Source organism: Streptomyces sp. NPDC048185 (genome assembly GCF_043202495.1).
In the GTDB taxonomy this organism is placed as follows: Bacteria; Actinomycetota; Actinomycetes; order Streptomycetales; family Streptomycetaceae; genus Streptomyces.
Window position 1 is genome coordinate 48548 of the sequence record NZ_JBIDAN010000013.1, and the last position, 13199, is coordinate 61746.

12 protein-coding genes are annotated in these 13199 nt (G+C 73.0%); 5 read left to right on the forward strand and 7 right to left on the reverse strand.

Annotated features, from left to right (window positions below):
* Positions 1 to 20 precede the first annotated feature (20 nt).
* The 3 genes from ACGF3H_RS30195 to ACGF3H_RS30205 form a co-directional block, all read right to left on the reverse strand.
* A complete protein-coding gene (locus ACGF3H_RS30195) occupies positions 21 to 983 on the reverse strand; it encodes a polyprenol monophosphomannose synthase (RefSeq protein WP_362496433.1) in 963 nt (320 codons plus the stop codon).
* A gap of 525 nt (positions 984 to 1508) precedes the next feature.
* Positions 1509 to 3113, reverse strand: a complete 1605-nt coding sequence (locus ACGF3H_RS30200) for an amidohydrolase (RefSeq protein ID WP_362496436.1) — start codon at positions 3111 to 3113, stop codon at positions 1509 to 1511.
* A gap of 78 nt (positions 3114 to 3191) precedes the next feature.
* Entirely contained in the window at positions 3192 to 3632 is a 441-nt protein-coding gene (locus ACGF3H_RS30205) for an Lrp/AsnC family transcriptional regulator (protein ID WP_004002750.1), read from the reverse strand.
* Positions 3633 to 3899: 267 nt separating this feature from the next.
* Here ACGF3H_RS30205 and ACGF3H_RS30210 point away from each other — a divergent pair, with 267 nt between their 5' ends.
* A complete protein-coding gene (locus ACGF3H_RS30210) occupies positions 3900 to 4337 on the forward strand; it encodes a hypothetical protein (protein WP_362496439.1) in 438 nt (145 codons plus the stop codon).
* Between the two features lie 187 nt (positions 4338 to 4524).
* The gene (locus tag ACGF3H_RS30215) at positions 4525 to 4806 is read left to right on the forward strand and encodes a hypothetical protein (RefSeq protein ID WP_362496441.1); all 282 of its coding nucleotides are present in this window, start codon (positions 4525 to 4527) and stop codon (positions 4804 to 4806) included.
* Here the strand turns inward: ACGF3H_RS30215 and ACGF3H_RS30220 are convergent.
* Positions 4769 to 5941: an acyl-CoA dehydrogenase gene (locus ACGF3H_RS30220; protein WP_362496444.1), complete on the reverse strand. Its 1173-nt coding sequence runs from the start codon at positions 5939 to 5941 to the stop codon at positions 4769 to 4771. The two genes, ACGF3H_RS30215 and ACGF3H_RS30220, sit on opposite strands and share 38 nt — an antisense overlap.
* A gap of 356 nt (positions 5942 to 6297) precedes the next feature.
* Here ACGF3H_RS30220 and ACGF3H_RS30225 point away from each other — a divergent pair, with 356 nt between their 5' ends.
* On the forward strand, positions 6298 to 7557 hold the full coding sequence (locus tag ACGF3H_RS30225; protein WP_362496447.1) for a glycoside hydrolase family 18 protein: 1260 nt from the start codon (positions 6298 to 6300) through the stop codon (positions 7555 to 7557).
* A gap of 53 nt (positions 7558 to 7610) precedes the next feature.
* On the opposite strand, the gene ACGF3H_RS30230 is transcribed toward ACGF3H_RS30225, so the two are convergent.
* The 3 genes from ACGF3H_RS30230 to ACGF3H_RS30240 form a co-directional block, all read right to left on the reverse strand.
* Positions 7611 to 8270 carry a TetR/AcrR family transcriptional regulator gene (locus tag ACGF3H_RS30230; RefSeq protein ID WP_362496450.1) on the reverse strand — a complete coding sequence of 220 codons (660 nt, stop codon included), beginning with the start codon at positions 8268 to 8270 and terminating at the stop codon, positions 7611 to 7613.
* A gap of 82 nt (positions 8271 to 8352) precedes the next feature.
* Positions 8353 to 8493, reverse strand: a complete 141-nt coding sequence (locus tag ACGF3H_RS30235; RefSeq protein ID WP_362496453.1) for an SCO1431 family membrane protein — start codon at positions 8491 to 8493, stop codon at positions 8353 to 8355.
* 150 nt (positions 8494 to 8643) lie between these two features.
* Entirely contained in the window at positions 8644 to 10014 is a 1371-nt protein-coding gene (locus ACGF3H_RS30240) for a peptidase C39 family protein (protein ID WP_362496456.1), read from the reverse strand.
* A 180-nt stretch (positions 10015 to 10194) separates the two neighbouring features.
* Between ACGF3H_RS30240 and ACGF3H_RS30245 the strand changes: the two genes are divergently transcribed.
* Together ACGF3H_RS30245 and ACGF3H_RS30250 are read left to right on the forward strand one after the other, a co-directional pair.
* Complete coding sequence (locus ACGF3H_RS30245) at positions 10195 to 10851, forward strand: uridine kinase (RefSeq protein ID WP_393816561.1); 657 nt, start codon at positions 10195 to 10197, stop codon at positions 10849 to 10851.
* A 455-nt stretch (positions 10852 to 11306) separates the two neighbouring features.
* Positions 11307 to 13172, forward strand: a complete 1866-nt coding sequence (locus ACGF3H_RS30250) for an AAA family ATPase (RefSeq protein ID WP_362496459.1) — start codon at positions 11307 to 11309, stop codon at positions 13170 to 13172.
* Positions 13173 to 13199 lie beyond the last annotated feature (27 nt).

Genomic DNA, 13199 nt, shown 5'->3' on the forward strand with positions numbered 1-13199 from the left:
AGCGCGGGATAAGGGGGTGATCAGGCCTTCTCGTCCGGCGCGCCCGGCCGGGCCGGTGCGTCCTCGCCGGCGGGCCCGTCGGCCGTGCCCAGCTCGCCCGGCACGTCCTCCGGCTCTTCGGAAGGCCCGTCGGCGCTACCGCCGTGAGGCTGGTCGGCCGGCTTCGCGGCCGACTTCTCACCGGGCCTGTCGCTCGGCTTGTCGCGGCCCAGGACCTTGCCGACCCGCTCCCCCACGCCCCAGGTGGTGACCCGCCAGAGGGCCTCCACGAGGATGTCGCGGCTCATCTTCGAGTCGCCCAGTTCACGCTCGACGAACGTGATGGGCACCTCGACGACGTGGTAACCGGCCTTGATCGCCCGGCGGGCCAGGTCGACCTGGAAGCAGTAGCCCTGGGAGGCGACCTCGTCCAGACCGAGCCCCTCCAGGGTCTCCCGGCGGAAGGCGCGGTAGCCGCCCGTGATGTCGCGCAGCGGAAGGTCGAGCGCCAGGCGCGAGTACATGCTGCCGCCGCGGGAGATGAACTCGCGGGACTTGGGCCAGTTCACCACCCGGCCGCCGGGCACCCAGCGGGAGCCGAGCACCAGGTCGGCGCTCTTGAGCGCGGTCAGCAGGCGCGGAAGTTCCTCGGGCTGGTGGGAGCCGTCGGCGTCCATCTCGACCAGCACGCCGTACCCGTGCTCCAGGCCCCAGCGGAAGCCCGCGAGGTAGGCGGCGCCCAGCCCTTCCTTGCCCTTGCGGTGCAGGACCTGGACGTGGTCGTCCCCGGCGGCCAGTTCGTCGGCGAGCTTGCCGGTGCCGTCGGGACTGTTGTCGTCGGCCACGAGAACGTGTGCCTCGGGGACCGCCTCGCGCACGCGCCCGACGATCGCCTTGATGTTCTCCGCCTCGTTGTAGGTCGGGATGATCACCAGGGCCGTGCCCAGGGGGCCGAACCGCCTCCCTTGGTCCGCTGCCGCGAGCGTCCCGTCGCCGTCGTTCACTGCTGCCCCTTCATGTCCGTACGCAGAGGACCACCATAGTGGCCGCGGCCTGCGATGACGTGCCAGGACGGTCGAATGGTGGTGTCCTCGCCCGAGAACCGGGGTAGGGATGCGCGTTTCGGACCGTTTCCGCGGCGGATGGGGGCCCGGCGCCCTTCGGGCCGACCTGGGACCCGCTGGCTGCGGGTCGACCGAAAGCCGTTGTCTACTGAGCGCCCGGGCCCCACCCGGGTCACACCTCCCGACCGGCCGTATCGTTCCCCCGCCGTGGCGCGAGCGCTGAGCCTGGCTCCCAGTGGCGGTGCGCCGGTGCGGCACACCGTCCCTGACGCAGCGGCGCCGCGGCGAGTGCGCGGAGGTTTCCCGGTCGGGCGTCCGGTGGTGGACTCCGCCGAACCTACCGGCCCTCGGCCGTCGCCTGTCAACAGTCGTTCGACCTGCGGTTTTCGTGTCAATGCCCAGGTCAGCGCGGCGGACGCCCGGTACGTGCGGGTCCGAAGATCACCGCCTCGTCGGCCGTGGAGATCACTCGCCCGGCCGTACGAAGACCGTCCTGCCGCCCACCACGGTGCGCAGGCAGACGGGCAGGTCCCGGCCGGGAGTGAGGTCGGGCAGCCCGGGGGTGCCGGAGCGCGGGTCCGTCGACCAGCGCGCGACCCGGTCGTCGGGGGCCTGGACCACCAGGTCGCCGGTACGCCAGACGGCGTAGTCCGCGGGCGCGCCCGGGACCAGGACGCCCGCGTCGTCGCGGCCGATCGCCCGCCAGCCGCCGCGCGTGTGCGCCGTGAAGGCCGCGCGCACGGAGACGCGGTGCTCCGGGGTGCGGTGGAAGGCGGCGGCGCGGACGGTGCCCCACGGGTCGAGGGGGGTGACCGGGCTGTCGGAGCCGAAGGCGAGCGGGACACCCGCGCGCAGCAGGGCCGCGAAGGGGTTGAGGGTGCGGGCCCGCTCGATGCCCAGCCGCTGGGCGTACATGCCGTCCTCGCCGCCCCACAGCGCGTCGAAGGCGGGCTGGACGGAGGCGGTGAGGCCGAGTTCGGCGAAGGCGGCGACGGTCTCCGGGGTGAGCATCTCGGCGTGTTCGACGCGGTGGCGGGCGGCGCGGACGCGGGCGAGGCCGACCTTCTCGGCGGCGGCGCGCACGCCGTCCACGACGGCGGTCACGGCGGCGTCGCCGATGGCGTGGAAGCCCGCCTGGAGGCCCGCCTCGGTGCAGGCGACGACGTGGGCGGCGACGTCGGCGGCGTCCAGGTAGGCGGTGCCGGTGTGACCGGCGTCGGCGTACGGCTCGTGCAGGCAGGCGGTGTGCGAGCCGAGGGCACCGTCGGCAAAGAGGTCGCCCGCGGCGCCGACCGCGCCCAGCTCCCTCGCCTTGTCGACGTCCTGTTCGGCCCAGTAGCCGATCACGCGCGGCCCGTCGCCCGCGGCGGCGAGGCGCAGCAGTCCGGTGAGGTCGTCCTCGGAGGAGATCTCCGGCCCTGCGCACTCGTGAACGGTTCCGATCCCGAGGGAGGCGGCGTGCGCGAGGGCGGCGCGCTGGGCGTCGCTGCGCTGGGCGGGCGCGATGGCGCCCAGCGCGGTGGCGCGCGCGGCGTGGTGGTCGTCGGCGGTGAGCGGTCCGTCCGGCCGGCCGGTGCCGCCCGGGACCAGGTCGAGCAGCGCGGTGGTGACGACGGCGGAGTGGACGTCGATGCGGCTGAGGTAGAGGGGCCGGCCGCCGGTGGCCTCGTCCAGTTCCGCGCGGGTCGGGGGCAGGCCGTCGGGCCAGCGGGAGGCGTCCCAGCCGTGGCCGAGCAGGACCCGGTCGGCGGGGCGGGCCGCGGCGAACTCCCGGACGAGGGCGAGGGCCGCCTCACGGGTGGGGGCGCCCGACAGGTCGAGGCCGGTGAGGGCGAGGCCGGTGGACGTGGTGTGCACGTGTGCGTCGGTGAACGCCGGGGTGACCAGCGCGCCGTCCAGGTCGATCACCTCGTCCACACCGTCCGCGAAGGCGTCCGCGGCGCCCTCGGAGCCGACCCAGGCGACCTGGCCGCGTTCGACGACCATGGCCGTCGCGAAGGGGTCGGCGGGACTGTGGACCTCGCCGCGGCGCAGCAGGACGGTGGCGGGCGGGGTGGTGGACTCACTCATGGACACCAGTCTCGCCCCTCGCGCCGGGCGGCCCGCACGCAGGTCCGCGCCGCGCGGGGCACGGGCGCCCGGACGGTGTCAGATCCGCGGCGGGCGCGCCTCGTAGGGCGTCGAGAGGACCACCGTGGTCCGGGTCGACACGCCGGCCAGGGAACGCAGCCGGGCGAGCAGCTCCTCCAGCTCGTGCGGGGTGGCCACGCGGACCTTGAGGATGTAGTTCTCGTCGCCCGCCACGCTGTGGCAGGCCTCGATCTCGGGCACCCCGGCCAGCCGGTCGGCGATGTCGTCGGGCGCGCTGGGGTCGAACGGTTTGACGGAGATGAACGCGGTCATCGGCAGCCCGACGGCCTCCGGGTCGACGACCGCGGCGTACCCGCGGATGACGCCACGCTGTTCCAGCCGCCGCACCCGCTGGTGCACGGCCGACGTGGACAGGCCCGTGGCCTTGCCCAGGTCTGTGTAGCTCATCCGCCCGTCCTTGACGAGCAGCTGCACGATCTGTCGGTCCAGCTCCTCCATGGCGCAAGAACCTACAGTGCGCGTGATCTCCTCGGGTACCTGAGCAGCCCAGGTCATGTCCGGTTCGTGATGTGGGCGGGGGCCGGCGGGCAGCGCGGCGGGGACAAAAACACCGCACCGGACACCCCGGAGCGGCGTGTGACGAACACCACACCCCCCGGCTCGTCTCCGTGATGTTCTCGTGATTACCCGGTGGGGGTGACGGGAAGTGCTTGCTGTGGTCGAGGCCGCAGTGCCGTCACGGCCCAGCCCGAGGGGGAGAATCCCATGCAGAATCTCAAGCGCCCTGGACGTACCGCGCCCAAGCGCCCGCAGCCCGTCGTCGAGTCCGTGCCGGAGGGCGTCGATCCCGACGTCTTCGACGACGAGGAACTCGACGCCTACGACACCTTCGAGATGTACCGGGTGATCTGCCCGGACTGCGCGCAGCCCATCGCCCTGCTGGCGGACGAGGACGTGCTGCCGGAGCACGCGCTGTGCGCCTCGCCGTGGAACCCGTTCGGTCTGACCGTCTGTGCGGGCACCGGTCGCAGGGCCACCGACGCGCGTCCCGCGGACGCGTCGAGCCGTCCCCACGAGCAGGACACCGCCCTGCTGTTGACGCTGCCGCACGGCCTCGACTGGCGCACGCAGCCCTTCTCCCACGTCGGCGGCCCGGGCTCGCGCCCGATGCGCGTGCCCGCGATGCGACGCGAGGCCGCCTGAGCGACCGCGTCCCCGGGCGGACCCGGGGCGCCGTTCCTCGCACGGACCCTTCCGCGTCACGGCAAGCAGGCCGCCGTGGCGCGGACAGGTGCGCCACGGCGCCTCCGGGGGACGCGGCGGACCCCGTGAACGCACGCCCGATTCCGCGGGCCGGTGACCTGCCCGCACGTCACCGCGTTGCCCTGGCATGACTCCCACGTACTCGGCGGCCGGGAGCCGGCGCCGCGTGTTCGTGCCGGTGCCGACGGGGCCGGTTCCGCCGGCCCCGCAACCTCCGGACCCGCCGATCTACCGCGAGTTGATGCGGACCTGGGCCGACCGCGGCCGGACCCTGCCGGGGCGCCACGACCCGGAGTGGGCCAGGCTCGCCGAGCCCCCGCGCGGGCTCGGCGACGTCGTCGCGACCGGTGACTTCAGCGTCACCGGCACCTTCAGCGTCCCTCGGGACCCGCGAGGTGACGGGCGATGACCATCCGCTGGATCTGGTTGGTGCCCTCGACGATCTGCAGGACCTTCGCCTCGCGCATGTAGCGCTCGGCCGGGAAGTCCGCGGTGTAGCCGTAGCCGCCGAGGACCTGCACGGCGTCGGTGGTGACCCGCATCGCCGCGTCGGTGCAGTACAGCTTGGCCATGGCGGCCTGCTTGGCGAACGGCGCTCCCGCGTCGCGCAGCCGCGCCGCCGTCAGGTACAGCGCGCGGCCCGCCTCGATCCGGGTGGCCATGTCGGCCAGCATGAAGCGCAGCCCCTGGAAGTCGGAGATCGGCTTGCCGAACTGCCGTCGCTCGGCCGCGTAGGACACCGCCTCGTCCAGCGCCGCCTGGGCCACGCCGATCGCACAGGCGGCGATGCCGAGCCGCCCGGAGTCGAGCGCGGACAGGGCGATCGCGAAGCCCTGTCCCTCCTCCCCGAGGCGCCGCGCGTCGGGGACCCGCACGCCGTCGAGGTGGACCTGTGCGGTGGGCGAGCCCTTGAGGCCCATCTTCTTCTCCGGCGCCGCCGCGCTCAGGCCGTCGGCGTCGCCGGGGACCAGGAAGGCGGTGATGCCGCGCGGGCCCTCCACGCCCGTCCGGGCCATGACGGTGTAGAAGTCGGCGATCCCGCCGTGCGTGATCCACGCCTTGGTCCCGGTGATCACCCAGTCGTCCCCGTCCCGCACGGCCTTGGTGCGCAGGGAGGCGGCGTCCGAGCCGGAGGCGGGTTCGGAGAGGCAGTAGGCGCCGAGCAGTCCGCCGCCGAGCATCGCGGGCAGGTGCTCGACCTGCTGCTCCTTGGTGCCGTAGGCGGCGAGCGCGTAGGAGGCCAGGGTGTGCACGCTGACGCCCAGGCCGACGGTGAGCCGGGCCGCGGCCAGCTCCTCCAGGACCTGGAGGTAGACCTCGTAGGGCTGCTCGCCGCCGCCGTACTCGGCGTCGTAGGGCAGGCCGAGCAGGCCGGAGTCGGAGAGCAGGGTGAAGACCTCGCGCGGGAAGCGTCCGGCGTCCTCCTCCTCGGCCGCGCTCGGGGCGATCTCACGCTGCGCGATGTCGCGGACGAGCGAGATCAGATCCCGTGCCTCGTCCGTGGGCAGTTGCCGGTCCACCGGCTGCGGGGCGCGGTCGGGCATGGCGACGCTCTCCTCCCTGTCGGGCACATCGGCGGACGTGCGCCTTGGGTGGAGGCGGCTCCGCCTGGTCGTTCGGGCCTGGCCGATGCTCGCACTCCCGGGTCGCGGAAGCGGCTGACCAGCGGCTGTGCGCTGTGAGTATGCCCGATCGGACGTATGGAGTCACCAGTTAACGACCGCTTACTTGAAGAAATCTCCGCCCCGGCCGCGGGTCCCGGATTCCACCGCGCCCCGGGCCATTTGGTCCGAACCATTGACCGCACTGGTCTAGTCCTCCTACGGTGACGGACCGACGCACTCAACGCGTTCATGCCAATCGGCGAGCGTTCCCTCTTCCCCCCACGAGGAGACACCCGATGCACGTCCCGCACCTCCCCCGCGCCCCCTTCCGGGCGCTGCTCTCCGCCCTGTGTTCCGCCGCTCTCGGCGCCGGTCTGCTCGCCGGCGCGGGCGTCGCGACGGCCACCGGCACCGCCGAGGCCGCGCCCACGGCGCCCACCGCGCAGCAAGCGGCAGGCTCGAAGGTCGTCGGCTACTTCACCGAATGGGGCACGTACGACCGCAAGTACTACGTCAAGAACATCGAGACGTCCGGCTCCGGCGCGAAGCTCACCCACATCAACTACGCCTTCGGCAACGTCACCGGCGGCAAGTGCGCCATGGGCGACGCCTACGCGGCCACCGACCGGGCGTACACCGCGGCCGAGTCCGTCGACGGTGTCGCCGACACCTGGGACCAGTCGCTGCGCGGCAACTTCAACCAGCTGCGCAAGCTGAAGAAGAAGCATCCGAACCTCAGGATCCTGTGGTCCTTCGGCGGCTGGACCTGGTCCGGCGGCTTCGCCGAGGCGGCGAGGAACCCGGCCGCGTTCGCCCAGTCCTGCTACGACCTGGTCGAGAACTCGAAGTGGGCCGACGTCTTCGACGGCATCGACATCGACTGGGAGTACCCGAACGCCTGCGGCCTGAGCTGCGACACCAGCGGCCGGGCGGCGTTCCCCAAGCTGATGAGCGCCCTGCGCGCCAGGTTCGGCTCCGGCAACCTGGTCACCGCGGCCATCACGGCCGACGCGACGTCCGGCGGCAAGATCGACGCGGCCGACTACGCGGGGGCGGCGAGTTACGTCGACTGGTACAACCCGATGACGTACGACTACTTCGGGGCCTGGGACGCCGCGGGTCCGACGGCCCCGCACTCGCCGCTGACCTCGTACTCCGGCATCCCCAAGGCCGGCTACCACACCTCCGCGACGATCGCGAAGCTCAAGGGCCTCGGGATCCCGTCCTCGAAGCTGCTGCTCGGCATCGGTTTCTACGGCCGCGGCTGGACCGGCGTCACCCAGTCGGCACCCGGCGGCACCGCGACCGGCCCGGCCAAGGGGACGTACGAGAACGGCATCGAGGACTACAAGGTGCTCAAGTCCACTTGCCCGGCGACCGGCACCGTGGCCGGCACCGCGTACGCCAAGTGCGGGAGCAACTGGTGGAGTTACGACACCCCGGCGACCATCGCGACCAAGACGGCCTACAAGAACCAGCAGGGTCTGGGCGGCACGTTCTTCTGGGAGCTGAGCGGGGACACCACGAACGGTGAGCTGATCAAGGCGATCGGCTGACCGGCCGGCGGGGGGCGCGGGGGCGGAGGCCGGATGGGGCCACCACCCCCGCGTCAGGCGTCCCGGCGGGCGGGGGACGGGGCCGGGCAGGCCGGGTCGAGTTCCGCGATGGCACGCAGGGCGCCGCCGAGCGTCTTCACCAGGAGGTCGCGCATGGTCTCGCGGGGCAGTTCGGGACGCTCGATCCAGCTCAGGGTGGCGCCTTCGACGCTGCACACCCAGGAGAGCAGGCCCATGCGGGCCAGCGGCCCGATGTCGCGACGTCCGTACGCGCCCTCGGCGATGGTCTCGACGATCGCTTCGCGCACCCCGTCCCGCAGGGCGTGCACCTCGGCGTCGAAGCCGACGCCCCCGCTGACGATCGCGCGGTACGCGGCCTGGTGGTGCTCGGCGTACCGCAGATAGCCGTCGATGGTGCGGTGGACGCGGTCCACCTGCGGCAGTTCGGTCCCGCCGGCCGCGGTGGTGACCAGCCCGGCGACGGAGTCCTGGATGATCGCCAGGTAGTAGCCGCGCTTGGACCGGAAGTAGTAGTAGATCAGCCCCTTGGCCACGTTCGCCTGCCGGGCGATGTCGTCCATCGAGAGCGCGTCGTACGACGTGTCGGCGAACAACCTGCGCCCGATGGCGATGAGTTCGGCTCGGCGGGCCAGTGAGCGTTCCGTGCCGCGCACCTGGGGACGGACACCGGCACGCTGTTGACTGGTACTCAATTTCGACCCTGGTCTCCTACGGGCGGCGGGACGTCCGCAGTATGGCAGGTCGGGTCGTCGGGCAGGTCACACGCGGGTCAGGTCACAGCAGGCCCAGCTGGACCACGAACATCGCGATCACCACGACGAGCGTCCAGCCCATGACGTGCTCGAGGACCTTCGGGCCGTCGTCCTGGGGACCGCCGGTTCGGACACGGGCGGCGGTGGCGGTGTGTGCGCTCATGACTTCTCGCTGATCTCGGACGGTTGCCGGGCTCCCCCGCTGGCCCTGTCCACCTTGCCACCGTCGGCGGCTCGTGCGGCGGAGACCTTGGTCACAGCGGGCGGCCCCCGGCGGTCGTGCGTGCCGGGGGCCGTCGTGGCCGTGCGGGTGTCAGCGCACGCCCACCGCCGCGAGCGCCCTGCGCTGGCGGGGGCTCGGGCGGGCCGGGAAGTACAGGTAGCAGACGCCGCCGGTGCCGGAGACGACCTTGCCGCTCGCGTTGTACCGCTTGGTCCTGAGCCAGATGTTCTCCCACTCGCGCCGCTTGTAGACACGGCGCACGGCCTCGTTGTCGTCCGAGGCGGGGTCGTTGGCGATCACGTCTCCGTCGGCGGTGAAGCCGATCACCGTCATCAGGTGGCCCGAGGTGCCGTATCCGGCTCCCGTCAGCTCCTTCTCCAGGAAGGACTGGGACGTTATGGCCGGGATGCCGGCCGCGATCAGCGTCTCCAGGTCGGTCAGGGAGCCGAGGCGGGTGACGACGCCCTGGAGGCCCTCGAAGGTGGCCGCGTAGGCGGCGTTGAAGGGCCAGTTGCCGCAGCCGGCGTACTGGAAGTCGTACGTGTACCGGGCGGCGTGGCAGACCTGCGGGTCGGCGTAGGCGGGGTCGACCCAGGCGAGCTGCTCCTCGGTGAGCCGGCCGCCCCAGTACTCGATGATCATCTGCGAGGAGGTGGGGCTGCACCAGGCCTCGCCGCCGTTGTCGTACTCCGGGTACTGGCCCTTGTGGACCTCCTGGGAGTAGCGCGGGACACGGAGTTCCCCGGCGAGGCCGGGGGCGGAGGCGGGGACGGTGAAGCGGTCGGGGATGTCGGAGCCCATGGCGCCGAGCCGCCAGACGGTGGGGGTGGCCCGCGTGCCCGGGCGGCGGTGGAGCGTGAGCCTGAGCCGGTAGGAGACCAGGCGCAGGCCGCTGGAGGCGTCGTCGATCGAGAAGGTGTCCGTCCAGATGCTGCTCCTGCCGTCGCTCTGGTCGTCGACCGAGGTCCGGCGGATGTCCTGGTCGCCGGCGGCCCAGCGGCCCATCACGTACCAGGGCGTGTCCGTGCCGTCGGAGTAGGTGCCCCTGAGCTCGACCTGGAGCCAGGTGCCGTCCGGGGTGTGGGCGTTCCAGGAGGCGATGACCTCCGTCGCGGGCACGGCGAGCCGGTGGACGGGTGACGTCCAGGTGGCGTACTCCCACGGGGCGGTCCTGCCCGTGTGCGGGTCGGTGTAGTCGGTGGTGCCCGCCGCGGCGCCGATGACGACACCGGGCCGGGCGCCGGCGACGGGCCGGGCGCCTCGCCCGGTCCCGCCACGCCAGTCCTGGAACGTGGTCCAGGCCCGGTAGTCGACCGGACGGGAGGTGCGGTCGGGGTCCGCGGCCGCGGTCGCGGCGTACGGCGCGGCCTTCGCCGTGGCCGGGACCGCGCCGCCGGCCACCGCGGCGGCGACGGCGGCGGTCAGGACCGTTCTGCGGGACGGCTGTTCGGCTCTGCTCATGGGCGAGAGACCCCCAGGTGTGCGAGTCGGGGCGGTTCCGTTGCACGGATGTGCGCCAACTATGGCCGCAGGCTGCCGCTCCTGCCAGCACTTCTGCGCACGCCACGCCATGAACATTGGTGTCGACCAGTGTCACGGAGGCGGGGCAGGGGGCCGGGAGGCCACGCGGGCACGGCTAGAGTGCTGGGCGACCGTCCGCCCGCCCGTTCCCCCCGCCGCCACGCCCAGGACACCGCCATCCACGACCTCGCCGCCCGGATCCGCCGGCTGCCCCCTTCCTGCGGGCCCGTGCGCCTCGTCGGCGTGGACGGGCACGCCGGGTCGGGGAAGTCCACGTTCGCCGGGCGGCTGGCCGATGCGCTGGGCGGCGCGCCGGTGCTGCACCTGGACGACATCGCCACCCACGACGAGCTGTTCGGCTGGACCGGGCGACTGCTGGGTCAGGTGATCCAGCCCCTGCGGCGCGGCGACACGGCTCACTACACGCCCTACGACTGGCGGGCCCGGAGCTTCACCGCGCCCCGCGCCCTCCCGCCGGCGCCGGTCGTCCTGGTCGAGGGCGTCGGTGCGGGCCGCCGGGACCTGCGCCCGCACCTGGCGCTGCTGCTGTGGATGGAGCTGCCGCCCGAGGAGGCGTGGAGCCGCGGACGGGCGCGCGACGGGGCGGAACAGCGGACGTTCTGGGACGGGTGGATCCCGGCGGAGCGCCGACACTTCGCCGATGACCCCACGCGCCCCTTCGCGCGCCTCCTGGTACGCCAGAGGGGTGAGGGGTACGAGGTGCTTCCGGGGCCCGCCGGACTCGCCGATCCCGGCGCTCTTCGTCACGTTGAGTGACGCCTCCTCCGCAATGTGTTGAACGTGTGAAGACCGCCCTTCCGCGACTCGCCAGAGTGCCTCAACTTCGCTTGACCCGGGGGCCGTACAGGTCTTACGTTCTCAATGTGCGGTCGTTCGGGACCGCCCGCAGACACGAAGCCCCCGGTTGTTCCCCCGTGACCGGGGGCTTCGTTCTGCCCAAAACTCCGATTTCGACTGCTCCGCGACGCTCACCGATCACACTCGGTCACCGCGCCGCATTGCGCCCCGTCCGCTCCCACCTCGGGGAACGGCCTGCCCCGGCACCCTTCGGAGGGAAGACCGCCGCGGGTACGATGCCCTCGGTGTGCGACCTACGGACGGCCGCTGCGCGCACCTTGCAACTCCGGTCGCCCGTACAGCGGTTGGAGCGGAAGGCCGGCGGGTGACGGCCCGGTGGCATACCGACGGGGGCACGGTTCGTGGGGGACGTGATGGACTTCGGCACGCAGGGCCCGCAGGCCCCGGCCGACCTCGCCTGGCTGCGCGGCGTGGACGCCTACACCATGGGGGCCTACCCACAGGCGGAGGAGGAGTTCCGGACCGCGGTGCGCCTCGACCCCACGATGGCCGACGGCTGGCTGGGGCTGCACGCGCTGCGCGTCGACACCGCCAACGCGCTGCTGCGGATGTTCCGGCACCGGGACCGCTTCGGCGAACAGCGCGCGCGGCACCGCCGTACCCTCAACTCCTGGTACTGGCTGGGCTGGTGGGTCCAGCCCGTGCTGGAGAGCCCTCGCGACCTGCTGCTCGCGCACGCCTCGCACTGGCTGGACGGCCGCCACGTCCCGGAGCTCGACCGGGCCCTCGCCGGGCTGCCGCCGGTGGACACCGACGCCCACGTCCGCTTCCTGCACGCCTGCCGCGCCTACCTCGTCAAGGACTGGGAGCAGCTGGTCCGGCACACCGACCCGCTGCTCGGCGACCCCCTGCTGGGCATCGAGGCCGGTCTGTTCAGCGGCATGGCGCGGGTACGGCTGGAGATGTACGGACAGGCGGAACCGCTGCTGTCGGCCGCGCTCATGCGGTGCCGCAGCGAGCAGCCGCAGCGCAAGGAGCTGCGCTACTGGCTGGCACGGGCCCACGAGGGCACGGGCCGCAGCGCCGCGGCCCTGCCCCTGTACCGTGCCGTGCACCGCGTCGACCCGGCCTTCATGGACACCTCGGCCCGGCTGGCGGCCATCGCCGAGAGCGACGGCTACGACGACCCGGCCGACCTCGCCGGCCTCGCCCCGGCCGGTGCCGGACCGGACGGCGTGGACGGGACCGACGGGCTCGACCCGCTGTACGGCGCCGCGGAACGCGACCTGAAGCTGTCCGACCCCGAGCCGCCGTCGTCCGGCGCGCTTCCCTCGCTGACCGGGGCGCCGGTGCGCAGGCGGGACGGCCTGCCGGACCCGTTGCTGCCCGCCGGGCCCACCGACCCCGCGTTACTGGAGGAGGCGCTCGCCGAGCTGGAGCGCATGGTGGGCCTCGAGCCGGTGAAACGCCAGGTCAAGGCGCTTTCCGCGCAGTTGAACATGGCGCGGCTGCGGGCCGGGCAGGGCCTGCCGGTCCAGCCGCCCAAGCGCCACTTCGTCTTCTCCGGCCCCTCCGGCACCGGCAAGACGACCGTGGCGCGCATCCTGGGCCGCGTCTTCTACGCCCTCGGCCTGCTGGGCGGCGACCACCTCGTCGAGGCGCAGCGGGCCGACCTCGTCGGCGAGTACCTGGGCCAGACGGCCGTGAAGGCCAACGAGCTGATCGACTCCGCGCTGGGCGGTGTGCTGTTCGTCGACGAGGCCTACTCGCTGTCCAACTCGGGGTACGGCAAGGGGGACGCCTACGGGGACGAGGCGTTGCAGGTGCTGCTGAAGCGGGCCGAGGACAACCGCGATCACCTGGTGGTGATCCTCGCCGGGTACCCGGAGGGCATGGACCGGCTGCTGGCGGCCAACCCCGGGCTGTCGTCCCGGTTCACCACCCGCGTGGACTTCCCGTCGTACCGGCCGCTGGAGCTGACCTCCATCGGGGAGGTGCTCGCCGCCGAGAACGGGGACGGGTGGGACGAGGAGGCCCTCGACGAGCTGCGGTCGATCGCCGGGCACGTGGTCGACCAGGGGTGGATCGACGAGCTCGGCAACGGGCGGTTCCTGCGGACGCTGTACGAGAAGAGCTGTGCGTACCGGGATCTGCGGCTGTCCGGGTACAGCGGGGTGCTGACGCGGGACGATCTGGCGACGCTGCGGTTGCCGGATCTGATGCAGGCGTACGGGGAGGTTCTGTCGGGGCGGGGTCCCGCCGAGGCGCCGGGGATGTAGGGATGCTGCCGCCCGCAGCGGTGACGG

Excerpts from the sequence above, each read along its gene's own strand:
- ACGF3H_RS30240 (WP_362496456.1), bottom strand. The coding sequence starts at position 10,014 with ATGAGCAGAGCCGAACAGCCGTCCCGCAGAACGGTCCTGACCGCCGCC.
- ACGF3H_RS30220 (WP_362496444.1), bottom strand. The coding sequence starts at position 5,941 with ATGCCCGACCGCGCCCCGCAGCCGGTGGACCGGCAACTGCCCACGGAC.
- ACGF3H_RS30250 (WP_362496459.1), top strand. The coding sequence starts at position 11,307 with ATGGACTTCGGCACGCAGGGCCCGCAGGCCCCGGCCGACCTCGCCTGG.
- ACGF3H_RS30225 (WP_362496447.1), top strand. The coding sequence starts at position 6,298 with ATGCACGTCCCGCACCTCCCCCGCGCCCCCTTCCGGGCGCTGCTCTCC.
- ACGF3H_RS30200 (WP_362496436.1), bottom strand. The coding sequence starts at position 3,113 with ATGAGTGAGTCCACCACCCCGCCCGCCACCGTCCTGCTGCGCCGCGGC.
- ACGF3H_RS30215 (WP_362496441.1), top strand. The coding sequence starts at position 4,525 with ATGACTCCCACGTACTCGGCGGCCGGGAGCCGGCGCCGCGTGTTCGTG.
- ACGF3H_RS30235 (WP_362496453.1), bottom strand. The coding sequence starts at position 8,493 with ATGAGCGCACACACCGCCACCGCCGCCCGTGTCCGAACCGGCGGTCCC.
- ACGF3H_RS30210 (WP_362496439.1), top strand. The coding sequence starts at position 3,900 with ATGCAGAATCTCAAGCGCCCTGGACGTACCGCGCCCAAGCGCCCGCAG.
- ACGF3H_RS30205 (WP_004002750.1), bottom strand. The coding sequence starts at position 3,632 with ATGGAGGAGCTGGACCGACAGATCGTGCAGCTGCTCGTCAAGGACGGG.